Annotated in this window: 14 protein-coding genes; all 14 read right to left on the bottom strand. The window is 44.8% G+C overall.

The annotated features are described in order from the left end of the window. Window positions 1-21: 21 nt before the first annotated feature. Window positions 22-1,134: a ligand-binding sensor domain-containing protein gene (locus tag AC23P2_RS15765; RefSeq protein WP_487774099.1), complete on the bottom strand. Its 1,113-nt coding sequence runs from the start codon at window positions 1,132-1,134 to the stop codon at window positions 22-24. 135 nt (window positions 1,135-1,269) lie between these two features. Further along, window positions 1,270-2,376 (bottom strand): ligand-binding sensor domain-containing protein, encoded by a 1,107-nt coding sequence (locus AC23P2_RS15760; RefSeq protein WP_487774098.1) that lies wholly within the window; start codon window positions 2,374-2,376, stop codon window positions 1,270-1,272. 106 nt (window positions 2,377-2,482) lie between these two features. Then, on the bottom strand, window positions 2,483-3,109 hold the full coding sequence (locus AC23P2_RS15755; protein WP_487774097.1) for an FISUMP domain-containing protein: 627 nt from the start codon (window positions 3,107-3,109) through the stop codon (window positions 2,483-2,485). Window positions 3,110-3,115: 6 nt separating this feature from the next. Beyond that, complete coding sequence (locus tag AC23P2_RS15750) at window positions 3,116-3,568, bottom strand: hypothetical protein (RefSeq protein WP_487774096.1); 453 nt, start codon at window positions 3,566-3,568, stop codon at window positions 3,116-3,118. Between the two features lie 21 nt (window positions 3,569-3,589). Further along, window positions 3,590-4,000 carry a hypothetical protein gene (locus AC23P2_RS15745; RefSeq protein WP_487774095.1) on the bottom strand — a complete coding sequence of 137 codons (411 nt, stop codon included), beginning with the start codon at window positions 3,998-4,000 and terminating at the stop codon, window positions 3,590-3,592. Between the two features lie 112 nt (window positions 4,001-4,112). Beyond that, window positions 4,113-6,521: an ABC transporter permease gene (locus AC23P2_RS15740; RefSeq protein WP_487774094.1), complete on the bottom strand. Its 2,409-nt coding sequence runs from the start codon at window positions 6,519-6,521 to the stop codon at window positions 4,113-4,115. Between the two features lie 157 nt (window positions 6,522-6,678). Next, window positions 6,679-9,099 (bottom strand): ABC transporter permease, encoded by a 2,421-nt coding sequence (locus AC23P2_RS15735; RefSeq protein WP_487774093.1) that lies wholly within the window; start codon window positions 9,097-9,099, stop codon window positions 6,679-6,681. Between the two features lie 2 nt (window positions 9,100-9,101). Beyond that, window positions 9,102-11,519, bottom strand: coding sequence for an ABC transporter permease (locus AC23P2_RS15730; RefSeq protein WP_487774092.1), 2,418 nt, complete (start codon window positions 11,517-11,519; stop codon window positions 9,102-9,104). Window positions 11,520-11,598: 79 nt separating this feature from the next. Then, window positions 11,599-14,010: an ABC transporter permease gene (locus AC23P2_RS15725; protein ID WP_487774091.1), complete on the bottom strand. Its 2,412-nt coding sequence runs from the start codon at window positions 14,008-14,010 to the stop codon at window positions 11,599-11,601. A gap of 56 nt (window positions 14,011-14,066) precedes the next feature. Beyond that, complete coding sequence (locus tag AC23P2_RS15720; RefSeq protein ID WP_487774090.1) at window positions 14,067-16,430, bottom strand: ABC transporter permease; 2,364 nt, start codon at window positions 16,428-16,430, stop codon at window positions 14,067-14,069. 56 nt (window positions 16,431-16,486) lie between these two features. Then, window positions 16,487-18,919 (bottom strand): ABC transporter permease, encoded by a 2,433-nt coding sequence (locus AC23P2_RS15715; RefSeq protein WP_487774089.1) that lies wholly within the window; start codon window positions 18,917-18,919, stop codon window positions 16,487-16,489. A gap of 2 nt (window positions 18,920-18,921) precedes the next feature. Then, window positions 18,922-21,303 (bottom strand): ABC transporter permease, encoded by a 2,382-nt coding sequence (locus AC23P2_RS15710; RefSeq protein ID WP_487774088.1) that lies wholly within the window; start codon window positions 21,301-21,303, stop codon window positions 18,922-18,924. A gap of 71 nt (window positions 21,304-21,374) precedes the next feature. Beyond that, the gene (locus AC23P2_RS15705; RefSeq protein ID WP_487774087.1) at window positions 21,375-23,804 is read right to left on the bottom strand and encodes an ABC transporter permease; all 2,430 of its coding nucleotides are present in this window, start codon (window positions 23,802-23,804) and stop codon (window positions 21,375-21,377) included. 238 nt (window positions 23,805-24,042) lie between these two features. After that, the gene (locus AC23P2_RS15700; protein ID WP_487774086.1) at window positions 24,043-26,451 is read right to left on the bottom strand and encodes an ABC transporter permease; all 2,409 of its coding nucleotides are present in this window, start codon (window positions 26,449-26,451) and stop codon (window positions 24,043-24,045) included. Window position 26,452: the final 1 nt, after the last annotated feature.

The raw sequence follows: 26,452 nt of genomic DNA, 5'->3' as shown, positions 1-26,452 counted from the left end.
AGCTTATAAGTAGGCAAAATCTTACCAAGGTCCGTTCTTTTTCACTTGATAAAAGCGTTGGCCATCAAAGCGATAGAGCCCTTGCCCCGTACCCCACCATACATTTCCTGCTTTATCCTGAAACATGCTTTGTACGCAACAATTTAAACCGTCAGCGGGTGTAAACACGGTAAATGCTTTGGGGTTGGGGAGTGGAACGGAAGGATCAAACCTCGTAGTAGCACCTCGGGCGGTAATCCAAATGATACCCGACTGTTCAATAATGAGTCCCCAAAACTCTGTTCCGCCTAATCCGTCTTTGGGCGTATATTCTGTGAATGTTTTTCCATCGTAACGACAAATGCCATTTTTCATGGTAAACCACAAATTGCCCGCTTTGTCTTGGGCAATCCCACCTGCGTAGTTCTCGCCCAAACCTTCTTTTTCATTAAAATTTACAATTGTTTTCCCAACTGCCCGTCTGGGATCATAGCGAAAGACACCTTGATTAGAAGACGCAAACCAGATGTTTCCATTTTTATCTTCCATAATACCTGCAATATTGACCGTGCCAAGTTCTTTAAATAGGGAAAAACTTTTTCGGCCTTCGCTATCTGCCACAGGGTCGTAGCGGTAAACGCCGCCGTGCGTACCTACCCAAACCGTACCAGATTTGTCAACAAGAATGCCCTTTCGAGTTATATCAACATAGGCCAGGCCATCCTTTTGATTATAATTTCTGAATGTCTTGCCGACTGCCTGTCTGGGATCATATTTATACACGCCTTGGTCGGTGCCAAACCACATGTTACCCTCTTTATCTTCATTGATAGCATAAACGGTTTGGTTATAAAATCCGTCAGGATTGGAAAAATAGGTCAGGTTTTTTTCATCGTACCGAGCTACTCCTTCGCCTATGGTACCAAACCACAAATTTCCTTTTGAATCCTGAAAAATGCTTCGGATGTATTGACTCACCAAGGTCGTGTCAAAATCGGGCGCAAAACCAGTGGCCTTAAAATTCTTTACGACTTTAGGGCTTGGTTTGGGTGTATTTGAGCCTTTTTGTGTATTTGTTTTTTCTTGTCCGCTGCAAGATGTACAAAAAAGAACCACAAGGAGCAGTGATGTTAAAAGGGGCGCTATTTTTTTCATAATTTTATTTTTTACCCGCAGAAAGCCGCAGAATTACAAACGCTGATTCTCGCTGAAAAAGGGCTTTATATGGTCATTAATCAGCGAGTAATAGTTAAAGAAAGCTGCCTAGCAATATATATTTTGGGCTTTTAGTTAATATTTTCTTTCAAAAGACTTGCCATTGAAACGATACACACCATTGGGGCCTCCGCCAAACCACAATTCACCCGCTTTGCTTTTGTAAATAATCCAAACAAAGTCACCATCTAGGCCATCTTTTTGGGTAAAATTTTTCATGGTATGGCCATCATATCGCCACACACCTGACGCTACTGTTCCAAACCAAATATTCCCCAAAGTATCCTCACCTATTGAAAAAACTCTGTCCAAGGAATTACCTTTGGTGTCTTCCTTTCTTAACTGATGTTGTTTTGTAAAATGGATGAATTGTTTGCCATCATATTTTAATACCCCGATGCCACCAATTGGACTGCTACCGCTATTGTTTCCAATCCATAAATTACCTTTGCTGTCTTCCATTATGCACCGAATATGCAGAGATTCGGTTGGGGAGCCTTTTAATCCTAATGAGTCATCGGTATATATTTTAAATTGCTTACCATCATGCCCAATCAAGGCATTATAGGTTCCAAACCAAACCGTTCCATTTTTACTTCTGACAAAAGGGGTTGAAATTGAATAAGCGTTTTCCTCTCCTAGTTTTGGTTTTATTGGGAAGCTGCGGTAATAGAGGTGTTTTCCATCATATTGATACACGCCTGGCCCACCTTCAAGTTTATTGTAACCCGCAGTTTCATCCCCTTTAAACCAAAGGTCACTATCCGTTAATTTCCACCCGTTTTCTGAATCATACTTTCTTTCATTGTAAACAGTCATTTTTTCACCATCATATCTACTTAACCCCATTCCACACTCAAACCAGATGAGACCATTTTTATCTTCATAAATGCTCCTCACCTGATTATCGCTCAATCCGTTTTGGGTTGTAAAATAGTGCAACCGACCATTCCGAAGCATACACACACCTTCGTTATGACTGCCAAACCAACTATTTCCTTTACTATCTTCTAAAATTGAACGAACTCCTTTCGTGTATTTCAACCGTGGGGTGTCAATTTGAGAATGAACAATCTGATTTTCCTTAGTTGATTGACTTTGACTATTGCAAGAGTTTATTACTATAATCAAAACTGTCCAGCCAAGAACAAACAGGTTTTGTCTATCTGATTTCACTTTCATTGTAAAAGGGTCTTTTAGTAGGACGGACAATAGAAATGATAATTGACAAATGATTTCAAACTCAACGATTCATTTTATTTCTGACCCGCTGCATACGCTAGATAAATCAATCCCGAACGCAACGAACAGATACTGCGTAAGAAACAGAGCCAGGGAAACGGAACGCTTTTGTTTTAAGTGGTTTTTCTCCAGGGCCACCATAACTGAAGTTCCATTCCCAAGCTTTACCCTCCTCATCCGTGGGTGTGGCCGTCCACCAGAAACCCATCACACTCATCACCTCATAAAGATTATTTCTGCGAATACCTGCTGGAAGCCCGTTAAACCCACTGCTGTTCGTACCGTTGCCGTCTTCAGCCCAACCTTTGATGCTTTTCAGGGCTTCGCCAGCCTTGTCGGTTCCACCAAATTTAGTCACCAACATAGACCATTCACTATCCGTTGCTAAATGCCAACCGCTGGGGCAGGCTTTTTTCGCTGCTTCCCAGGTGTAAAGCAAGCCTAGCTCTTTTCGATTGCTCTCTTTCTCATCATAAGCGTAGCTCCCCTGCACTTTGTAGTTCAGGTTTTGGGACATCCAGGTAAATGTGGTGTTGGTCGAAGCATTTTTAAAGCTGAACGTTTTATACGTTTGCCCATCGCGTGAGTCGGTAAAAGTACCAGTGGATTGGGCAATGCCTGTCTGAGTAAAAAACAAGGTAACAAGTAGCGTAAGAATGCGCTGTTTTATCATAAATGCCTAGCAGCCGTCGCCATTTTGAGCCGTCAGTTTCTTAAAATTAAGGGGGAAAAGATATTTGGTAAATACCACTTTGGGCTTTTGATTTTCGGCCGCATTTCCCACGGTTTCTACCACCAACGCGTCACCAAAACGTGCCCGTGACACCAAAAAACCAATTTCAGCTTCGTATTGCTCTTTTCCGTTGGTTTGCCCTCCAAAACTCAGTTTTTGGTCACCGCGTTTTAAATAAATGCGAAAAGGCATTTTTGAATCTGATTCTAAAGAGTTTACGGTCAAAACGCCGCTGCTGACAGTTGACAACCCTGCTTGGTCTAATGGCTGACCGTCTAAGAGCAATGCCACGGCCATTTTAGCGTCGTTGGTCGAATTAACGGTTGGAACAGCGGTAGTTGCCGCTACGAAAACGAGAATACCGAGTGCAGCAAGTCCAATAAATGATAGCTTTTTCATGATTTTGAAGAGATTTGATAGTTAGTGAATTACGATTTCGTTGTGAGGGAGTGCGTAGGAGTCTTTTAACGTCAATAGCACGATTGCGTCTCCTTTATTGCATTTTGAAAGCACGTTTTTGATGTCCACTTTTTGGTACACCTCCTTCGAGAACATCGTCAACGTTTTGCTGTTTTTGTCCCGAATCGCCACCATGAAGTCAATCGCTGCGGTCTGGTGCCACTGGTTATTTTCGTAGGTCGCTTCAGCCACCGAAAGCGTCCCCTGTGCGTCTTGCGTCAAGGAACATTTTCCCGTGGGCGAGTAGTCATTCACGACTGGTCTATTATCAATAAAAACAGCCGAACAATTGGAAAATTTCGATTGAGCGTGCCCCACCAACGCTGCTCCTACGAGGCAGGCCACGCTCATCATTCGTTGTAGTGTTTTCATTTTAAGTGGTTGTTTTTAGGTGTTTACTTTTTGATGTGAGCAAAAGTATCTTAACCTACAAAAACCACAGAATTTTTCCCGTAAAAGAATGTAAACGAAATGTAAAAGTTTGTTATTCGACTTTTATCGAATGCGTAGGGTTTGATAATGAAGCCTTTATGGTTTGCACACTTACCAGAAGAATGATAACAATTCCGAAACTTCCTGCCACAAACGCAAACGATGTCCAGCTCATTTCGACCCGATAGGCATAGCTTTGAAGCCAATTTTTCATACTTACAAATACCAACGGAAACGCAACTGCCGTCGCCAAGGCCGCTACCACCAAAAACTCCTTCAAAAACAAGCCCACCAAACTTGCAGGCGAAGCACCCAAGACCTTACGAATTCCAAGTTCTTTGGTGCGACGCGCCACACTTAGCGACACCATGCCGACCACCCCCAATAACACAATGATGATGGCCAACAACGTAGCCGTGTGAGCAGCTTTTTTGAGACGAATTTCGGTTTGATATAACTTTTGAAGCATGTCATCTAAGAACTTATACTCAAAAGGAGCACCAGGGAGTAATTCTCGCCATTTGTTTTCTACCGCCACAACACCCTCTGCCACGGTAGAAGGGCGCAATTTGAACGAAAAGTAGCGGTAGTTATTCAGGGTTTTGAGGTGAACAAAAGCCAAAGCCCCAACTTGGTCCCGCATGGATTGAAAATGGAAATCTTTGGTGACGCCTACGATGTGGAAAAGTTGCCCAAAACCCACCAAACGCACTTGCTGCCCAAGCGCGCTTTCGGGCGTAAAACCGAGTTTTTTGGCCGCCGATTGATTGATGACGAGTGGTACTTGAGCACCCACCGCTGGATTTTGACCAAAATAAATCCCGCTCGCCATCGGAATCTGGTAGGTTTGGGCATAGTGCTCGTCGGTTTGCAATACAGGCATAAACGTCGCTTGGGTAGAATCTTGCCCTAGTTTAAAAACGCCCGACTGAAAACCCGTACGCCCGTCGGGGATTTCGTACGACAATGATACTTCGCTTACCTGCGGCAAACGCGCCATTTCATTGCGAATGGTTTCCATTTTGGCCACGCCCTTCGCCGACCAGTCGCGCGGGACAGACGCCCACACAATCGCCTCTTTGGAGTATCCCAGTTCTTTTTCAAAAAAATAATTGACCTGATTTGTGATGATAACTGCCGCCCCAAACACAAACAACGCCACCGAAAACTGCCCCACCATGAGCGAATATTTAAAAAGACGGTTTTCTTTCACGTTTTTGAGCTTGCCTTTGATAGACTCCACCGAGGGCAACGAAGAAAGTACAAACGCAGGATATGCTCCCGCCAAGCCCCCTACAAGCATTCCCAAACCGATTCCCAACGATAAAAAGGCCAACGGGGCGCTCGTAAAAGGAAGAAGGTCTTTGCCCAAAAATTCACTAAACGAAGGGCGTAAAAGCTCGTACAAACCCCACGAAACAACCGTGCTAAACAAGGCTAAAATGGTTGATTCGGCCAAAAATTGCCGCATTAATTGGGTTTTGGTACTCCCAAGCGACTTCCGAACGCCAATTTCTTTGAGGCGTGCCGCCGAACCACCCATCGAAAGGTTGACGAAATTGACCACGGCCATGAGCAAAATAAAAAACGCAACCAAGCTCAGTGTCGCGACTGTTTTGTTAACCAGGCCGTTGTTTTCTTCGCGGTAGAGGGTGGCAAGGGGCGTAGGAATAACTTCGATGTTTTCTTGAATTACTTTGGAGGAATGGGTGGCTATCAGCTGCGCAATGGCTCGTTTCAAGGCAGGAAGGCTTGCCCCCGTTCGGAGTTTCAGGTAATTGACCACATACACGTTATCCCAAGAGGTCATGGCGCCGTCGCGGCCAAAGAATGCCAAACTCCTCAGTGGAAGTAAGATAGGTATTTCGCTCGACACAAACTGCGTCACGGAATTGTAGGGGATATTGGCCAAAACGCCTGACACCATAAAATCGCGGCGCTCGCCCGAAAAGGACTCAATTTGGAGCGTTTGGCCTACTACATTGGTTTTTCCGAAATATTTCAGCGCCGTTTTTTGAGAAATAACCACCGAATTGGGCTGACTCAGGGCCGTTTTGGAATCCCCCTCCAACAATGGAAATCCGTACATGGACAACAGGGTAGAATCGCCTAGCTGAAGGTCTTCGCGAAAGTGTTTATCGCCTTTTGATACTACCGATGTAACGGCGTCAAAATGATAATAGTCTTCTACCAACGAAGGAAAATTTTCTTTCAACGCTTTGGCCAACGGCGCAATGGTCGTGATTTCGATGCCCATGTTTGGCTGTTTCCATTTCGACTTGAGCATGTATTGGCGGTCGAGGTCTTTTAGTTCGGCGTTTACCCGCCATTCTCCCCAAACGTAGCTTCCCATCAGCATCGTAAAGGTAATGCCTACTGAAAGCCCAAAGATGTTGATAATGGCGTATAACTTGTTCTTTTTCAGGCTGCGCCAGCCGATTTTGAAGTAATTCTGAAGCATGGTTTTGTACGTTTAAAATGGCGCAGCAAGGTACGTACAAAACGCATTGAGGGTCTGTTAAAAAACCTTAATTGTTTGAATAGCAAGACTTACCAAGTTTGACCACAATCGCACTGGCTAAACTTGGTAAGTCTAAATGCAACGTCTCTACGGGAAATCATTCTGATTTCAACGATTTGACAGGATTCATCAACGCCGCTTTGACGGACTGAACGCTAACCGTCAACAGTGCCACGGCCAGCACCCCCACGGCCGTGAGGGCAACAACCCACCAGCTGATTTCGGTCTGGTAGGCAAACTCTTGCAACCACTGACGCATGAGGTAATAAGCAACGGGCGTAGCCAACACGACCGCGAAAGCAATCAGCTTGAGGAAATTGGTCGAGAGCATCACCGTAATACTAAATACCGATGCCCCCAATACTTTACGAATGCCAATTTCTTTGCGACGGCGCTGTACATTGTAAGCCGTCAGCCCCAAAATACCCAAGCACGAAATCGCAATGGCAAACACGGCGAAAATGCCAAACACTCGATTAAATTGGCGCTCATTTTGGTATTGGTGGGCAAAATTTTCGTCCAAAAACCAATAGCGAAACGGCTCCTCAGGGTAGATTTGTTTCCACGCAAGTTGCATCGCACCAAGCGACGCTTCCAAGTGGCGGGCATTCATTTTTAAGGTCAAATACCCCAGCTCTTGCGGCGCAAAACAGTAGTAAAAAGTAGGCTTGGGCGTACTTTTGAGCGATTCGATGTGAAAATCTTCTACCACTGCCCCTACCGTCATGGAGGCATTATTTTCGCTATTTTCATAGGCAATTTGTTGACCAATGGCCGCTTCGGGCGACGGGAAACCGAGGGCTTTTCGCATGGTTTCGTTGATGGTAATGGTGTTAAATCGCGCTACGCGGTCAAGGAAGAACTGGTGTTTCCCTGCCAACAGTCGAATCCCAAACAAAGGAAAAAAGTCCTGGTCGGTTTCCACAAAATAGGAAGTAATTTTGGCAAAATCAGGTTTCTTTACCCAATGAAGCGGGCGGTTGCTTCCCGCAATGGTATTGATACCCAAACCTGGAACGATGTTGGACGAAGACGTGCCTTCAATCCCCACAATCTTTGCACATTCCGACTTAAAAAGCGCTAGTTTTCTAAAAATCGTGCTGTCTCTGGTGTCTTCAGACGCAGGGACTTTGACCGACACCAACTGGTCGAGTTGCACACCAAGTTCGTGGTTATTTAGGAAATGTAATTGTTTTTCAATCACCAAAACCCCAAAAATCAGCCCCGCCGAGCAGGCAAACTGAACCACCACCAAGCTTTTGCGAAGCGTTTCGGTATTGCCCGCCACAAATCTCCCCCGCAATACTTCCACAGGTCGAAAACCCGAAAGCTGCAAGGCAGGATATAGCCCCGCCACAAACCATATCAGGACAATAAACCCAATACTTACGCCCCAATACACCCCATCAACGGTGTTACTCACCGATAAATCACGGCCAACGATGCCCCCAAACCAGTCGGTTGATAGCTGTACGCCGACCACTGCCGTCCCGAACGCCACGCTGCTTATGACAAAACTTTCCCACAAAAACTGTTGGGTGAGCGTGCCACGGCTTGCGCCCAGCACTTTTCGTACGCCTACTTCTTTGCCGCGTTCGTTGGCAAGGGCCGTTGTTAAGTTGATATAATTCACAAAAGCAATCACCAATATCACCAAAGCAATGATACCCAGAAACTGCACGGTACGCGCGCTGCCGTTCGGTTCGAGTTCGTAGGTAAGGTTGGAATACAGGTGAATGTCCTTAAAAGGCTGAATCACGAGCTGGATTCCCTCTTTTTTGAGGAAAGTCTGGTTGATTTCGGCTAATTTTTTGGTCACACCGTCGGTCGAAGCATCGGGCGCTAATTGGAAATAATTATAGTCCCAGTACGACTCAAAATTGTCTTCATGCCCCCGCGAATACCGCGACGCATACGACACCAACATATCAAACTTGAGGTGGGTATTTTTGGGAGGGTCTGCCACCACTGCCGTCACGATGTAGGTTCCTGCTAAGCGACCATCCTTGAGACGCAGCCCTTTGCCCACTACGTGTTCGTTCCCAAATAAACGCTTTGCCGTTGTGCTGGTCAAAATGACCGTATGCGGCGCAGTCAAGCAGTTTTGGGCGTTTCCTTCCACGATTTTTTGGGGAAACATGCGCAAAAACCCTTGGTCGGTGGCATAGTATCGACTAATATCAAAAGGCTGATTGCCGACTACGACCGTTGCTTCGGGTGTATTACCGCAGTACAAACGGGCGTAATCGACCACGCTTGGCACGGTGGCTTTGAGGGTAGGCCCTACGGCGCTGTGCGTGTTGGCGTCTTGATTGATTACACTTTTGCCGTTGATGGTTTGGTTATACACTCGCCAGATATGTTCTGCGTGTGGGCTTTGTAAATCGTATGTTTGTTCATAACGCACATACCGAAACAACAATAAGCTTGCTGCCATCCCTAACACAAGCCCCGCAAAGTTGATGGTGGTAAAAATCGGTTGCTTCCGAACCAGAATCTTAATGTAGTGTAATAGCATGATTATTCCGTTTTCAAGGTATTGGCAGGATTGGTCAGTGCCGTTTTAAGAGCTTGGTACGCAACAGTTCCTAGGGCAACCAGCATCGCTATGACACCCGCAAGTACAAACACCCAAGCATTTATCTCGACGCGGTACGCAAAGTCTTGAAGCCATTGATTGCCAAAGTAGTAGGCTAAAGGACAAGCAATGAGAATACCGATAAGCACCAGTTTCAGAAAGTCTTTTGACAAAAGTGCTACAATGCTCGTTACGCCCGCCCCCAGTACTTTCCGAATACCAATTTCTTTGGTACGTTGTTCGGTCACGAAGGTGGCCAAGCCAAACAACCCTAAGCAGGCAATCAAAATGGCAACCAAAGAGGTATAGGTCAAAATCTGTTTCCAGCGCAGGTCGTCGGCGTAGCGTTCCATCCGAAAATCTTCCAAGAAATAATATTCCAAAGGAAGGTAGGGAACGTACTTTTTATAGACTTTCTTAATCTGCGCCAACGCTTCTTTTTGGTGGTTGGCCGTAATTTGTACGTGAACACAGCCCGCTTGCCGACGGGTATCGCGCGCCCACACGATGGGCTTGATTTTCTCCTTGAACGAAGCGTAGTGGAAATCCTTCACAATCCCGACGATGTTCAATGATTTGTCCCGTTGGCGAATAGAAAGGGTAAATGGATTTTGACCTTTGGGAACAAACTCCCGTACAAAAGCCTCGTTAACAATGATATTTGAAACCGTATCCAACGCATATTTTGGCGAAAAATACCGTCCTTGCACCAACGGAATACCCATCAACTGCAAGTGATTTTCGTCGATGTACTCGTAATAGATATAATCGGTGCTTTTGCCATTGACTTGATAAATCGTACTGTTCCAATCCCCTGATTTGCTGGAAACTTTTTCGACGTAAGGCAACTGCGCCAAGTCGTTTTTGAGCGGTGCGGCTATCTTTTCAATGTATTCCCAAGGCAACCAAAAGCGAAGAATGTTGTCGGTTTTGTAGCCAAGCTCAGCCTGAACGATGTAATTAAACTGACGAGTCGCAATGACCGTCCCGATAATCAACACTCCTGCCAAGACAAACTGAAACACCACCAACGCTTTCCCAAACGTTTGTCGGCCTGTTAGTTTAAACGGACCACGTAAGGTTTCGATAGGGCGAAAACCTGAAAGCACCAACGCAGGGTAAAATCCCGCCAAGAGAGCAACCAAAAACAGTAAACCGACAAACAGGGCTAAAGTCGAAGGCTGGAAAAGGTAAGTGCTTTCTAAGTGTTTGTCGGTCAATTCGCTGAACGTAGGCAGCAAAAGGTAGGCCAACACCCACGACGGAACAAACGCCAAGGCCGTCAGCAAAAACGACTCTCCCAAAAACTGCGCTAAAATGTGCTGACGCGTGCCGCCCGTTGCTTTCCGAATGCCAGTTTCTTTGGCACGTTTGAGCGAGCGGGCCAGCGTAAGGTTCACAAAATTGATACAAGCAATGACCAAAACCAACAACGCCAGTCCCGTCAAAATCTTCGGATAACGCTCATTTGACCAGTATTCTAAGCCATTGGAGGCGTAATACTCAGGGTTTAAGTGCATTTCGTACAAAGGTTGCAGCTTAAACTTCATTTCGTAGGTTTTGCCTTCACTATTATCTTTACGCACACTTTCTAAAAAATCAGAGGTGTACTTCTTTGTCACCGCCTCCATTTTTTTGCCCAACTGTGCCACATTCGCTTTCGGATTGACCAACAAAAACGTATTCAAACTTGCATTGAACCAATTTTCATCGTTGGCGCGTTGCTGAGGGTCAGGTGAAATGAGGTGGTCGATGGACATCAACATATCAAACTGAATCGACGAGTTGGCGGGTGGGTGTTTGACTACGGCCGCCACCACAAACGGCTTAAAGGCCGACCCTTCATCCCCGATTTGGATTAGTTTACCCACGGGGTCTTGGCTTCCAAAATACTTTTCGGCCATGCGGTCGGTAATCACCACGTTTTTTAAGTCCTTAAGGGCCGTGCGGGCGTCTCCTGCTAACACCTCAAACGAAAACATGGTCAACGCCGAGTTGTCGGTGTACATCAGATTTTCTTTAATCCCTTCGTTGCCTTTTTTGACGAGGGTATTCCAACCGTTTTTAAAGCGACAATACGCCTCAAAATCACCAAGTTCACGCACAAACGCGGGACCTTGGGGCATTCCTGTATTTCCCATTTTACTCAGATTTCCTTGCAAGTCTTTACGGTCTTGTATCAACCGAAAAATTTGCGGGCCTTTCGCGTGCATACGGTCAAAGGACAAATCGTCTTTGACGTACAGCATAATCAGCATCACCACCGTCAGTCCGAGGGTAAGTCCTGAGAGGTTGACAAACGAATACACTTTGTTTTGCCAAAGGTTCCGAAAAGCGATTTTGAGGTAGTTGCGTAACATGAGGTTTAGGGGTTTGTGACGTATCGGTAGGGGCATTGCATGCTGTAGCGACGTTGCAGTGCAACGTCGCTACGGGAAATTATTCCGATTTCAACGATTTGACAGGGTTCATCAAGGCGGCTTTGATGGATTGGTAGCTGATTGTCAGTAGTGCGATAAAAAGGGTCAGTAGTGCCGAAATTGCAAAATGCCACCAAGTAATTTCAATGCGATAGGCAAAGCCTTGAAGCCAAGAAGTAAGGAAATAATAGGCAATGGGAGAAGCAAGGACAACGCCTATTAAGACAAGTTTCAGGAACTCACCCGAAAGTAACCCGACAATGCTTGCGACACTTGCCCCGAGCACTTTCCGAATGCCTATTTCTTTTGTTCGGCGTTCAGCCGTAAAAGCGGTTAATCCAAACAAGCCTAGGCAGGCAATTAAAATGGCCAAGCCTGTAAAAGCAAAAATAATTTTGCCCGTACTGATTTCATAGTCGTAGAGTTTTTGATAAGCTTCGTCCAGAAAATAGTAATCAAAAGGTCTATCTACTTTATAACTATCATACACATGCTTCATAACGGCGAGTTTTTCTTGAACATTGGCATTTTTTTCCAGTTTAACGTAGATGTATTCGTAAAACGAATCGTTTTTGCCAATAAAAAACGCCATTGGACGAATCTGCTGGTGAAGGGATGTAAACGGAAAATCTTTAACGACGCCCACCAGATTTTTGGGCGTTCCACTGCCGATATCAATAGGTTGTTGGTAGTTTTTGGCATTTATACCCAGTTCTTTTGCTGCGGTCTCATTGATGATAATACTGCCCCCACTACTTAGCGCATCCTTTTGGGTGGGTGCAATCGCCCACTGTACACGCATCGTTTTGATGAATTCTTTATCGACGGGAAAACTATTAGTGCTGACCACTTTAGTGGAATGTAGGGTCTTAAGGTTCAAACCATTCATATAGCCACCATAAATGGGCAACGATGAGGCTGTTACAGCTTCTACGCCACTGATTTGGCTGAGATTAGCTCTGAGTGATGAGTAGTGTTTGTCAATACCCGTTTCACTATCCAAACGAATTCCTACAATCTGTTCGCGCTCCAAACCTACGTTTTGCCTAAGAAACAAATCCAACTGTTTTTTGATCAGAATAGAACCGATAATAAGCGCAATTGAAATCGTAAATTGAAAAACGGTCAGCGATTGTCTTAATGTCACAGTGCCTTTCCCCATCCCCAGTTTACCCTTTAAAATAGAAATAGGCGTAAAGTTAGATAGGAGAAGCGCTGGATAGCTACCTGAGAATAAGATACTCACGAAATAAAAACCAATGGCAGGCACCCAAAAGTAAGGCGTAGATACAAACGATGTATCAATCTTAAGTTGTAATGTATTGTAAAAAAAAGGCTTTAGTAAACTAAAAAAGACCAACGCAAGGCCAAAGGCTAAGGTCACATACAACGTCGATTCCAGATAAAACTGAACAATGAGCGATTTGCGAGCCGCCCCCACCACTTTTCTGACCGAAACTTCTTTCGCGCGGATGGTCGCACGGGCAGTGGTGAGACTCACATAATTGATAAGCGCCAAGCTCAGTATCAATACCGCGATAATTCCGAAGGTATTAACGGTCTTTTGAACTGATTTATAGGAAGTATCAAAGTGATAATTGGGCAGTGCGTACAGATAATAGTTATCGTATTTACTTTTAATCTTTGCTTTTTCGCTCAAAAGCGACGGTATTTTACGCGCTACGTTGGCAGCGGCATTGGCATTTTTTAGCAAAAAATAAGTATCAAAACTACCTGTAGCTCCAACCGATTCGAGTTGTTCATTAGCTTGTTTTTCATCCATGAAACTACTGTACATAGCGCGATCCATAGCACGTTGGGATTCTAAATCGGCTAAAAAGTCAAATTGAATAGAAGAATTGAGTGGAGGGTCTGCAACAACTCCTACGACTTCAAAAAGATGCTTTTTGTCATAAGTAATCGTCTTTCCAATGGGGTCAGCGTTACCGAAATACTTTTTAGTCATCCGTTCAGTGAGCACCACCGTATGCGGACGAGAAAGCACCGTTCGACGGTCGCCTTTCAGTAATGGAAAAGAAAATACCTCAAAGAAACGATTGTCGGCAAAACCAAAGCCCGATTCGTAGTTTTTATGCTGTACATCAGACATGACTTGCTTAGTGGAATAGCTACCCACTTTAATGCGGGCATAATTTTCAACCTCAGGAGAAGCCTTCTGAACAGCTTCTGCAAAGCGATAAGACATCCAGGGGACAGTAAATGTTTGGTCACCTTCCTGATGCTTAAATTCTACTTTTACAATGCGGTCAGCGTGTTCGTGAAAACGGTCAAAGCTGTACTCATGAGCTACGTAAAGTACAATCAACAACGTAACGGCCAAACCTGTGGCCAGTCCTGCAATATTGATAAAGCTGAAGAGGCGATTGTGCCAAAGATTCCGAAAAGCGATTTTGAGGTAGTTGCGTAGCATGGTGGTATAATTGTTATGAATGTGGCGACGTTGCAATGCAACGTCGCTACGGGAAATTATTCCGATTTCAACGATTTGACAGGGTTCATCAAGGCGGCTTTGATGGATTGGTAGCTCACTGTAAACAAGGCAATAACAACCGTTACAAGCCCCGCTAAAACAAAAACCAAAGGATTGATGGTGATTTTATAGGTGTATTCTTCCAACCATTTATTCATGATCCAGTACGACAGCGGACTCGCAATCAGAAAGGCCAATAGCACTGGCGTAACAAATCCTTTTGACATCAACAGCACAATTTGGCCTATGCCTGCTCCTAGCACTTTGCGAATGCCAATTTCCTTGGTTTTTTGCTGCGCCAGCGACGTGGCCAACCCAAGCAAGCCTAAGCAAGTGATAAAAATGGTCAAGAAAGCAAACCCTTGTGCCATGAACGATAACCGCTCTACACTCTCAAATTTTTTGTTGTAGGCTTCATCCACAAAATGATACTCAAACGGGTAATTGGGGTTGTATTTCTTGAAAACGGCCTTTGCTTTTTCTAGGTTTTCACTCATTGGTTTGGCCGCATTGTACTTGACGTGTACTGCGTTGAAGAAATTCATCTTAGGACCCGCGATTGTGACCGCGTTGATTTCTCGAAAAGGCGATTGCATCACAAAATCCTTCACCACCCCAATCACTTGAAACTCCCAACCCCCGTCGGTGATTTTTTCGCCAATAGGACTCTTGAAGCCCATCATCTTTTTGGCGGTTTCATTAATAATGACCCCAGAAGAATCGGTGGGATAGGCTTTTAAGTCGAAGTCACGCCCTTCTACAATCTCCAGTCCAAGCGTTTTTACAATTTGGTCGTCTGCGCCAAAACGATCAATATTCCTGTGGTCGTCGGTGGCTTTGCCGCGCCATTGCATCCCGCCCGTGTTGCTCCAGGTTTCGGTGATGGGTGAAAATGTTTTTACGACCGAAACCGCCACGTCGTTTTTCAACAAATCGGCTTTGATAAGGTCAAAGTTTTTAGAAATATCGCCCTCTACGGGATGATAGACCAGGTTGGCTTTGTCATAACCTGATTTTCTGTTTTGGGCATAATCTAATTGTTGCTTGATAATCATGGTACAAGAAATAAGCAAAACAGAGAACACAAACTGACAAACAACGAGTATTTTTCGCGGGGTAATTGGGGATGAAATGTTGAAATAACTTCCTTTCAATACTTGCAAAGGATTAAAACTCGAAAGGAATAACGCAGGATATGACCCTGCTACCAATCCCGTAACGACCACGAAAACCAAAGAGTAAGCAATCCACTCAGGATTCAACCAATCAATGACAATTTTAGACTCAATGAGTTGATTGAACGCGGGTAGGCTGACTATAATGATGGCGATTGCTAACACGCCCGCCAACAATGAGGTGAGAATAGACTCGAAATAAAACAGTTTAATCAGCGAGAATCGACTCGCCCCCGACGCCTTTCTGACCCCTACTTCTTTGGCGCGTTTTTCGCTGCGAGAAGTACTCAAATTCATGAAGTTGATGCACGCAATCAGCAATATCAAGAGGGCAATGACCGAAAAGTTGCGCACTTGTTCGATTTTACCACCTTCTTCTACTCCATTTTTAAAGTTTCCGTAGAGGCGCAACCGCTCAAAGGGATAAACGAAAGTTTCCCAATTGGCCGTTTCTTTATCGTATCGTTTGCGTAGATGCTTGATTTTCTGGTTAAATGCCTGAGCGTCGGTATTCGTTTTTAACAACACATAGGTCGTTGTTGAGTTGTTTCCCCAGTACAAACTTTCCATGTTGTTGGCTACCTTAAATCGCCACGGCACGAGGCATTCGAAGGCAAAATCAGTGTTAAGAGGAAGGTCTTTCAACACGCCTGTTACCACAAAATCGCTTTCGTTGTTGAGTTTAATGATTTGCCCCATTGGGTCGGTATTTCCAAATAGTTTTTTGGCAAAATCTTGTGTAATGACCGTACTATTGACACCGTTAAGACAGGTTTTGGCGTCACCTTTGAGCAATGGGAAGGTAAAAACATCCAAAAAGGTAGAATCGACAATCTGAACGGTTCCTTTGATTTTGGTTTCTTTTGATTGAAACAAATACTTATCAGGCCAATCTACCCGCGTCATTTTTTCGACTTCGGGATAATCTTTTTGCAACGCAAGACCCATAGATTGTGGAGTAACATTCCAACTACTTGTCTTGCCTTTTTCGGTGACCTGATTCCACGCCTGATAAATTCGGTGCTTATTTTCGTGACTATTTTCAAAGTTTAATTCGTCATTTACCCAAAGCAAAATAAGCGCCGACGCCGAAAATCCTATTGCCAAGCCTAGGATGTTGATACTGCTAAATACTTTGTCATTTAGTAGGTTCCGAAAAGCGATTTTGAGGTAGTTGCGTAGCATGGTGGTATAATTGTTATGAATGTGGCGACGTTGCACTGCAACGTCGCTACGGGAAATTATTCCGATTTCAACGATTTGACAGGATTCATCAAGGCGGCTTTGATGGACTGGAAACTGACGGTCAAGAAGGCTAACAGCATCGTGGCTGCCCCTGCTGCGCCAAAAATCCACAACGGGATTTCGGCCCGAAACGCAAAGTCCTCTAACCACGCGTACATGGCATAGTACGCCAACGGTGCCGCAATACAGAAGGCAATCGCAACCAACTTTAAAAAGTCTTTGGACAATAAGCCAACAATGCTCAAAAGGCTCGCTCCGAGTACTTTACGCACCCCGATTTCCTTGGTGCGCTGTTCGGCGATGTACGTAATCAGCCCAAACAATCCTAAACAGGCAATGAGTATAGTTAAAATGGCAAAAATGAGCGCAATGGTGCCGACGCGCTGCTCAGCCTGATACATTTCGTTGAAAGATTCGTCAAGAAAATGGTAATTGAAAGGCATACCAGTCGATAGCTGCTTCCATTGACCTTCTATCTGCTTGATGAGTTTTTGTGGGTCTGAGGTATTGACTTTAAACGCCATGTCCCAGCCGCTGCGCCCGTATCGGAAGCACAATGCCCCTACATTTTGACGCATTGATGAATAGTGAAAGTTTTTGACCACCCCAATAATCGTCAACGTGACGGGGTTGGAGGCGTTGCCTTCGCTGGTGTAAATATTCTTCCCAATAGGGTCGTCGAAGCCCAACAGTTTGGCGGTTTCTTCATTGATAATGACCGAACTAGAATCGGCTCCGAATTCTTTGGAGAAGTTTCGGCCTTTGATAAGCTCCATGCCCAAAGTAGGAATGTACTCCTCATCAATAGTCCAGTTTTGCATATTAAACCCATTTTTTACGTCGATAATGGGCGTCTTTGAGTACGAATTATCGCTGCGTGACGAATTGGCAACAGGTAAATATCCCGCAAATGCCCCAGCTTTTACCCCCGCCATTTTTTTGACTTCTTCCTTGAAGACGCGGTTGTTTTCGCCTAATGATGATGTTCCCGTCACCACAAGCACTTGGTCTTTCGAAAAACCGAGGTTTTTATGCTGTATATAGTTGAGTTGACGGTAAATAATAAAGGTAGAAATAACCAATACCAACGAGGTGACAAACTGGAAGGTCACCAAAACATTCCGAAAGTTGGAACGCTTAAAGTTAGCATTCAACTTGCTTTTGAGAACTTCAATTGGCTTAAAAGACGACAAGAAAAAGGAAGGATAATACCCCGCCAAAATCCCAACACCGAGGGGCAATGTCAGCAAAAAAGGCAAGTAGGTAGGCTGGTACATGGTAGCGGGCGTAAACTCTTTGCCCGCAATTTGATTGAAGTAAGGAAGGAGTATCGTGGTCAACACCAGCGCGATTCCGAAGGCCAAGTAGCTCGTCAGGATTGATTCGGCCATAAACTGTCGAATTAAGCTGTTACGCTCCGTACCTAGTACTTTGCGAATCCCCACTTCTTTGGCTCGATTGGCCGACCGAGCCGTACTCAAGTTCATAAAATTGATACAGGCAATGAGTAACAAGAACACGGCCACAATCGAAAAAATATAGACGTACTCGATGTTTCCGTTGACCCCAAACTCGTATAATTTGTTCGATTTTAAGTGAATATCTAAGAGCGGAATGAGGGAATACTGAATGTAATTTCCCGCTTTTTTGAATTCATCCATGCTTTTGATATCAACAAAAGCTTTGGCTTGGGGGAGAATGTATTTGTTAATCAACCCGTCAAACTTTCCCTCAAGTTGTTTGTAATCAGCACCTTCTTTAAGCTTGATGTAGGTGTAGAAATTATGGCTTAGGAAGTTACCGAAGCTGTAATCCACGTTTTTAAACGAAAAAATGACGTTCGTTCTAAAGTGAGAGTTTTTGGGAATATCTTCATAGACCGCCGTTACTTTGTATTCTTGGGGATTGTTGACACCCGTTGAAAGGATTTTTCCTACCGCAGGGCCAGCACCAAAAAACTTCTCCGCTGCCGACTGACTTAAAACAACGGTGTTAGGTGCGTTAAGAGCCGTTTTAGCGTCGCCTTCGATGATTTTAAACGGAAACACCTCAAAAAAAGTAGAATCGGCATTGACGCAGTTGTTTTCGACCAAAAATGCGTTGCCTTTTCGGATAAATCGACGACTGTTTTCAGCGTACAGACGCACGTATTGTTCCACTTCGGGGTAGTCTTTTTTCAACGTAGGGCCAAAAGGGTCGGAACTCAGCGCCATTTTCATTTCCGTTCCCCCAAACTTAATGTCTGAGTGTACGCGGTAGATACGGTTAGCGTCTTTAAGATAGCGGTCATAACTGAGCTCATCGACGACGTACAACGAAATCAATAAAAAACAGGTAAGACCAATCGCTAACCCAAAAATATTGATAACGCTGTATAGTTTGTTTTTAAGGAGGTTTCTCCAAGCGATTTTGAGGTAGTTTCGTAGCATGATTATTCCGATTTCAATGATTTAACAGGATTCACCAATGCGGCACGGAGGGTTTGGTAGCTGACGGTCAACAACGTAATAACCAACGCTCCCGCCGCTGCGGCGGCAAATACCCACCAAGAAATTTCGACGTGGTAGTCGTATCCTTTGAGCCAATCGTTGAGGTAGTAGTAGGCAATCGGGCTGGCAATCAGGCTAGAAAGCAGTACCAAGCCCACAAAATCGCGCGAAAGCATCTGCCAAAGATTAGGCACACTTGCGCCTAATACCTTCCGAATCCCGATTTCCTTGGTGCGCTGTTCGGCCACGAAGCTCGCCATTCCGAACAAGCCCAAACACGAAATCAAAATGGCCAAAACTGCAAAATAGAGCGACAAAGTGCCGATACGTTCTTCGGCTTTGAACTTATTGCCGTACTGTTGGTCAATAAATTCGTAAGAAAAAGGCACGTTTTGAACATATTTTTTCCAGATGCGCTCAAGTGTGGCAATAGATTTACTCGAACTTTGAGCTGGGTTGAGTTTAATGGTTAAGTTATATAAATCTTTGTCGCGTGTATGGTAGAGCGAAGGGCGTACGGGGTAAAACGGTGACTCGGCCATGATATCGCTCACCACTCCAATGATGGTGTAAGGTTTGCCGTTCCATTTTAAAATTTTACCAACGGGCTCTTTAAATCCTAAAAATTTCGCCGCAGACTCGTTGATGACAAAGGCGGCAGAATCAGTTGCAAAGTCCCTCGAAAAATCGCGACCTTGTTTGATTTTCCAACCCACGGTTTTACCCCATTCTTTGGTGACGCGGCTATTGGGAAAATCTACGCCTAAATTTGGATCTTTACCTTCCCAGTCAAAACCACCATTGGTGTTCCAAACCCCTGTAAGTGGGCTGTTAGACGCTGTGAGTTCTTCAATGGCTCCTGCCGATTTTAGTTCAGCTCTGAACGCCTCAAAATGGTCTTGAATTTCTTTATCCATTCCCATGCTTATCAAGCCTTTTCGCTCATATCCGATGGGACGGTCTTTGGCGTACTGAATTTGTTGGTAAACGATGATGGTACCAATGATCAAAACCACCGAAACCGTAAACTGAATCATCACGAGCGCCTTGCGCGGAATCGCCGCCCATTTACCCACTCGAAATGTTCCCTTGAGTACTTTCAATGGTTGAAAAGAAGATAAATATAACGCAGGGTAACTACCTGCTAATAAGCCCGTAAGTGAAATAAACGATAGGCTGAGCAACCAGAAAACAGGATTTGCCCACGGAAGTTCTATTTTTTTATCGGCCACTTCGTTGAAAAAGGGAAGACACAGCGTGACAAGTAAAAGAGCCAACACAAAGGCAAATACCACCACCATGTATGACTCCGAGAAGAACTGATTGACCAATTGGGCCCGAACCGAACCGACCGCTTTACGAATACCCACTTCTTTGGCGCGTTTTTCGCTGCGAGCCGTGGCTAGATTCATAAAGTTGATACACGCCAGTATTAACACAAACACTCCAATGATGCCAAACATCCAAACGTAACGGATATTTCCTCCCGTATTGACGCCGTTTTTAAATTCACTTTCCAACGCCCACTTGCTCATTGGGTGCAGAAACGCCTCCCATTTATACTTTAATTCTTCCTTACTCAGGTTGTTGGCTTTGACATTTTTAATGCGTTTGGAAGCCGCTTCCATTGATACGTTGTCTGCCACTTGAACAAACGTTTGACTAAAGTTGCTATCCCAAGGGTCTTCCATTTGTTTGACCCACGGGTTATCAATCAGCCAAAGCGACCACGGCATAATCACTTTTAGGTTACGAAATGAGGTATTGTAAGGCAAATCTTCATATACCCCTGTCACTTTTACATCGTAAGTACGATTGATTTTCAGCGTTTTATCCAATGGGTTTTGGTTACCAAAGAGCGATTGAGCAACCGATTCGGAAAGCATAATCGAATAGGGGTCTTTTAGCCCTGCGTAAGTGCCATACCGCATTTTGAGGCCAAGCATCTCAGGCGCGCCTTCCTCAAAATAAATCCCTTCTTTTGTCACGTGGTTACCCCCCAACGACAACACATACGACCCTTCCCACGAGGCTTGCACTACGTGTTTGAAACTACTCCCGTATTTTGTCCGAATCTCAGGCGCCATCTGGGCAGGGTTAGAGGTTTGGGTTCCCACTTTTCCGTTGAAAGTAGCGTGTTGCATTACTTGAGCAATGCGGTCATAATTAGCGTGGTAGGTATCAAACGATAATTCGTCGTTAACCCAAAGTCCAATCATCATGGCTACTGCCATGCCTACGGCCAGTCCACCAATATTGATGAAACTGTACATTTTGTTTTTGATGAGGTTGCGCCACGCAACTTTGAGGTAATTCCGTATCATGGTTGTATAGGGTTATTGGTATATATTCCGTAGGGACGTTGCATTGCAACGTCCCTACGGCGTGGTATGGATTATTCTGTTTTCAATGATTTTACAGGATTCAACAATGCGGCCTTGACCGCCTGAAAACCCACCGTTAGCAATGCAATCACAATAGCCAAAGCACCCGCCGCCGCAAACAGCCACCACGAAACAGTGATGCGAGATGCAAAATCTTTCAGCCATTGTTCGGTCAAATACCACGCAATCGGCGAAGCAATCAGGATACCAATAATAACCAGTTTGAGAAAGTCTTTGGACAATAACGCCATGATTCCAAACACCGAAGCTCCTAGCACTTTGCGGATTCCGATTTCTTTGGTGCGCGATTCGACGGTGAACGTAGCCAAGCCAAACAAGCCTAAACAAGCAATAAAAATCGCCCACAACGACGCCGTTGTGAAAATGCGGCTGTACTGTTGTTCGGAAACATAAAGTTTGTTGTAATTATCATCCACAAAGGAGTAGTCAAACGGATTGCCTGGAAAGTAGGTTTTGTACAGTTTATCCAAAGCCGCTATTTTTTCAGGCATACGGTCGGCGGTTAAGCGAATGGTAAAATAGGCACTGTTGTTTTGGGGATAAAAAATAATGGGGTCAATGGCCCTTTTCAATCCTGTGTGATAATAGTTTTTTACCACTCCGATTACGTCCAAATAACGCTCATCCCACTTGATTTTGGTGCGAAGAGCTTCTTCGGCATTCGCAAACCCCAATAACTCCACCGCTCGTTCATTGAGCAAAACCTTGCTGTTTTGGTTCCAATCCACATCACATTCGGCAGGCGTAAAGTTTCGCCCCGCTTTGAGGTCGATTTGGTAAGTTTTCAGAAAACGGTCGCCAATGATGGCAAACGAATACGAAATGAGTTCGTCGCCTGGCTTAGATTTGGGTTGGGTAAAGCCTGAGGTGGCAAAATTGTACCAACCGCTCGGCACGCTTCCTGAAGTCGCGTAGTCTTTCACAAACGTTTGTTGTGTCAACTCATTCTGAAACGTGGTTTGGCGTACTTTGTAGGTGGCGTCTTTTCCCACTTCTGGCCCACGAACTACCAACAACTGCTGCGGATTTAGCCCCAAACTCTGCGTTTGCATGTAGTGCAACTGCCGATAAATCACCATCGTTGTCACAACTAAGCAGACCGAAATAGCAAATTGAAAAACGACCAGCGATTTTCGAAGGAGCCCACCGCCCGACGTTTTGGTGATTTGGCCTTTTAAGGTCTTAACAGGGTTGTAATTGGAAAGTAAAAAAGCGGTGTATCCACCCGAAAATAAGGAGCCTAAAAGTAAAATACCCAATCCCCACGCCCAGACGGAGGTAGAGGCTAAAGAAGCAAAGGAGAGCGGCGTACCAATCAGTTGGTTAAAAAATGACTGAAGGAAGGCCACTATCACCAGCGCCAAAACAAAACTTAGGACATTAACTAAGAGCGACTCACCCAAAAACTGCTTCACCAAATGGCTTTGCGTTGCGCCAATTACCTTGCGAACGCCTACTTCATTGGCACGTTTGAGCGACTGAGCCGTAGAAAGATTGACGTAGTTGAACCAACCAATGACCAAAATCAAAAACGCAATTCCGCCCAACATATAGACGTACTTGAGGTTTCCTTGCGTGAGATACGTATCGCTCAGTGAAGCTGCTAAGTGAACATTTTTGAGGGGCACTAGACGAAACTTTACGCCGTCGTTTTCTTTGCTGAGTTCGTTTCGTAGGGCTGTTAGTTTTTTCTCAAAAGCTGCTGGATTTACTTTTTCGTTGAGCTGAAAAAATGTATTAATGTATTGGTTATCAAGATTGTCTATGTTGGCCCATCCGTTACCGTGCAAGTTGGCGGGGTTACGTAAAGTTTCCAACGAAAACACCATGTCATACCGAATATCCGAGTTGGTGGGCATGTCAGCATAAACACCCTCTACGGTAAAAGGGTTGGTGTCAAATTGATTGGAAAGCATCAACACTTTCCCCAAAGGGTTTTCGGCACCAAAATATTTTTTGGCATAAGAAGCCGATAAAAACACTACGTTTGATTTTTCCAATGCCTTGGGAGCGCCTGCGGTGAGAGGAAAATTGAAGAACGAAAAGAAGTTGCCTTCGGCGTAGCTGATGTTGGTTTCGCGGAATGATTCGGTTTTAGCACCTTCACGCCGCACAATACCTTGTGCCATACCGTCGGCAAAGCGGCAGTATTCTTTGATTTCGGGGAAGCGTTGTTTGGCGCGCGTAGCCCAGCCTGGTTCTACTTCACCCCACATGGCGCCCTTCACGTCTTCATTTAGTAAGCGGTACATGGAAGCCAAATTGGGGTGGAACTGATTGAAGCTTTTTTCGTGGCTTACGTATTGGAGAATCAACAAAAAAGCCGCGATACCCATCGCCAAGCCAGTGATGTTGATAAAACTATACACTTTGTTTCGGGCTAGGTTCCGAAAAGCGATTTTGAGGTAGTTCTGTAGCATGAGATGTTCAGGTTTACCCTCTTATTCCCAAATGCCATACCAGAAATATAAAAATCTGATTATCAGTTTTTTACAATGACACAAAACAAATAAAAATGTCCATAAACGGACAAAATTAGTTCGTTTATGGACAGGGTCGTAGCATCGTTGCAATGCAACGATGCTACAGCCATTGCAACGATGGTGTCATATTGCAATGGTAGAGACGTTGCATGCAACGTCTCTACGCAACGTCGATTTATTCCGATTTCAACGATTTTACAGGGTTCATTAAGGCCGCTTTAATCGACTGAGTACTTACTGTTACCAACGCAATGCCAATGGCCGTAAGCCCAGCTACCACAAATACCCACCATTCTATTTCTATACGATACGCAAAATCGTTGAGCCAGTAAGTCATCGCATACCACGCTAAGGGCGAAGCAATGACGATGGCTACCAAGACTAATTTCAGAAAATCGGCAGATAAAAGCGTCGTAATGCTAGCGGTCGATGCGCCAAGCACTTTACGGATTCCAATTTCCTTGGTACGCTGTGCCGTGACGTAGGCCGACAAGCCCAACAGACCTAAACAAGCCAGCAAAACGGCCAAGGCGGAAAAATACGTAAACACTTGATTGATGCGGTTTTCGTTGGCATACATTTGGTTGTATTCGTCGTTTAAAAACGTATAGGTAAACGGACGATGTGGTGCAAACGTTTTCCATTTATTTTCCAAAAACGTCAATGTTTGTGGGAGATTATTGCCTGTCAACTTTACCAACAAGACATTCCCCCAAGTGACAGGAAAAATTACCAACGGGCCAATGGGTTGTTTCATTGAGGCAAAATGAAAATCTCGAACAATACCTTTGACTTCGCCCGTTCGGCCACCAACACGCACTTTTTTTCCAATGGCTTCAGCAGGCTTCCAGCCCAATTGCTTTATCATCGTCTCATTCAGCAAAAAGCGGTAATCAGCTTGACTCTCGTCTTGACCTTTTAGCCGTTCCATGTCTTCTGATGATAAATCATTTCCTGCAACCAACTCCAAATTGAGCGTTTCGGCCATGTCTTCATCACAGGGAAAAGCAGTAATCATTTTTTGCACAGGCGTCGATGTTCCCACTGTTTCAAGCCCATCGCCCCACTTAATGAACGTGGGCGTTTCGTAGGCCAGCGAAATACTTTTTACATTGGGATTTTGCCGCAGTTCGTTCTTCAAAGCAGGCAAATTTTTATTGATTCGCTCGTCGGTCGTGAGCGCAATTACGTGTTGTTTATCGTATCCTAGCTTTGTGTTTTGAATAAAATGCAATTGGTTCTTAACCACCAACGTTCCAATCACCAAAAAAACCGAAATCATAAACTGCAACACAATCAGCGACTTACGCAGAGCCAAGCCCGAAGCCGTATTCTTAAATGCGCCTTTTAGCACTTTAATAGGTTGAAAATATGACAATGCCACCGATGGGTAACTCCCTGCAATACAACTGACAACCAACCACGCCCCTACCAATGCTCCTATTCCTGCGGGTTGAAGTAGTATTTGCAAAGTCAGTTCGCGCTCGGATAGGGTATTAAACACAGGCAATAACAATACTGTCAGCACGATACTGAGCAGCAAAGCCACCAGCGTGACCACCATTGACTCGCCCAAAAATTGCCAAAACAATTGCCCACGTACTGCTCCCATCACTTTACGAACCCCCACTTCTTTGGCACGCTCCGTCGCGCGAGCCGTTGTAAGATTCATGTAGTTGGTGGTGGCTATAATTAAAATGAGCAACGCAATCACCGAGAAAATATAAATGTAGCGAATATCGCCAGAAGCAATAATACCGCCTTCTGCTTCAGAGCGAAGGTGAACGTCCGTTAAGGACTCAAATTGATACGTCAGGAAGTTTTTGCCTGTCATCTCAGTTTCTGCCGACTGCTTGCGCATATAAGCAGGTAACTTGGCCTGCAGCTGTGCCGCCGAAGTGGCGGGTTTCAACAAAAAGTAGGTAACATAATTGGCATTCCACCACGTCTCGGTTTTGGCAGCTGAGAGCGACATAAACGACGCAATAAAATCAAACTGAAGCTGTGAATTGGAAGGCGCATCGGCCGCAACGCCCGTTACAGTATAATCCACGCGATCTTCTAAACGCAGGATTTGACCGATGGGGTTTTCATTCCCAAAATACTTGCGCGCCATTGCTTCCGTTACCACCACTTTGTTAGTGCCGTTCAGGGCCGTTGCCGCGTCGCCTTTCAACAACGAAAACGAGAATACATCAAAAAACGTAGAATCGGCCCACAAAAAGCGAGATTCATTAAACTGTTGTTCACCTTTTTTTATGACTACTTTTTGCTGAGAAAAAGCGGGGTCAGCCACGCGTACAAACTGGTCAATTTCGGCAAAATCACGTTTCAACGCAGGCCCAACTTTCGTTCCCGTCATTACTGTTTTATTGGCCGTTCCTTCAATGCTATAGTGCATTATCGTACGAACAATTTGCTGCTTTTTTTGGTGGAATTGGTCAAAACTCAGCTCGTGCTGAATGTACAACACAATCAACATGCAAGCCGTTAAGCCCGCTGCCAACCCAAAGACATTGATAAGCGTAAACGACTTGTGTTTCCAGAGGTTTCTGAGGGTTGTTTTTAGGTAATTCTGAAACATA

The organism is Runella sp. R0.1_18 (assembly GCF_057652155.1).
This window is presented reverse-complemented; position numbering and strand designations above follow the sequence as displayed.

Excerpts from the sequence above, each read along its gene's own strand:
- AC23P2_RS15750 (WP_487774096.1), bottom strand. The coding sequence starts at position 3,568 with ATGAAAAAGCTATCATTTATTGGACTTGCTGCACTCGGTATTCTCGTT.
- AC23P2_RS15745 (WP_487774095.1), bottom strand. The coding sequence starts at position 4,000 with ATGAAAACACTACAACGAATGATGAGCGTGGCCTGCCTCGTAGGAGCA.
- AC23P2_RS15710 (WP_487774088.1), bottom strand. The coding sequence starts at position 21,303 with ATGATACGGAATTACCTCAAAGTTGCGTGGCGCAACCTCATCAAAAAC.
- AC23P2_RS15725 (WP_487774091.1), bottom strand. The coding sequence starts at position 14,010 with ATGCTACGCAACTACCTCAAAATCGCTTTTCGGAATCTTTGGCACAAT.
- AC23P2_RS15735 (WP_487774093.1), bottom strand. The coding sequence starts at position 9,099 with ATGCTATTACACTACATTAAGATTCTGGTTCGGAAGCAACCGATTTTT.
- AC23P2_RS15720 (WP_487774090.1), bottom strand. The coding sequence starts at position 16,430 with ATGCTACGCAACTACCTCAAAATCGCTTTTCGGAACCTACTAAATGAC.
- AC23P2_RS15760 (WP_487774098.1), bottom strand. The coding sequence starts at position 2,376 with ATGAAAGTGAAATCAGATAGACAAAACCTGTTTGTTCTTGGCTGGACA.
- AC23P2_RS15755 (WP_487774097.1), bottom strand. The coding sequence starts at position 3,109 with ATGATAAAACAGCGCATTCTTACGCTACTTGTTACCTTGTTTTTTACT.
- AC23P2_RS15715 (WP_487774089.1), bottom strand. The coding sequence starts at position 18,919 with ATGCTACGAAACTACCTCAAAATCGCTTGGAGAAACCTCCTTAAAAAC.
- AC23P2_RS15730 (WP_487774092.1), bottom strand. The coding sequence starts at position 11,519 with ATGTTACGCAACTACCTCAAAATCGCTTTTCGGAACCTTTGGCAAAAC.
- AC23P2_RS15705 (WP_487774087.1), bottom strand. The coding sequence starts at position 23,804 with ATGCTACAGAACTACCTCAAAATCGCTTTTCGGAACCTAGCCCGAAAC.
- AC23P2_RS15740 (WP_487774094.1), bottom strand. The coding sequence starts at position 6,521 with ATGCTTCAGAATTACTTCAAAATCGGCTGGCGCAGCCTGAAAAAGAAC.
- AC23P2_RS15765 (WP_487774099.1), bottom strand. The coding sequence starts at position 1,134 with ATGAAAAAAATAGCGCCCCTTTTAACATCACTGCTCCTTGTGGTTCTT.
- AC23P2_RS15700 (WP_487774086.1), bottom strand. The coding sequence starts at position 26,451 with ATGTTTCAGAATTACCTAAAAACAACCCTCAGAAACCTCTGGAAACAC.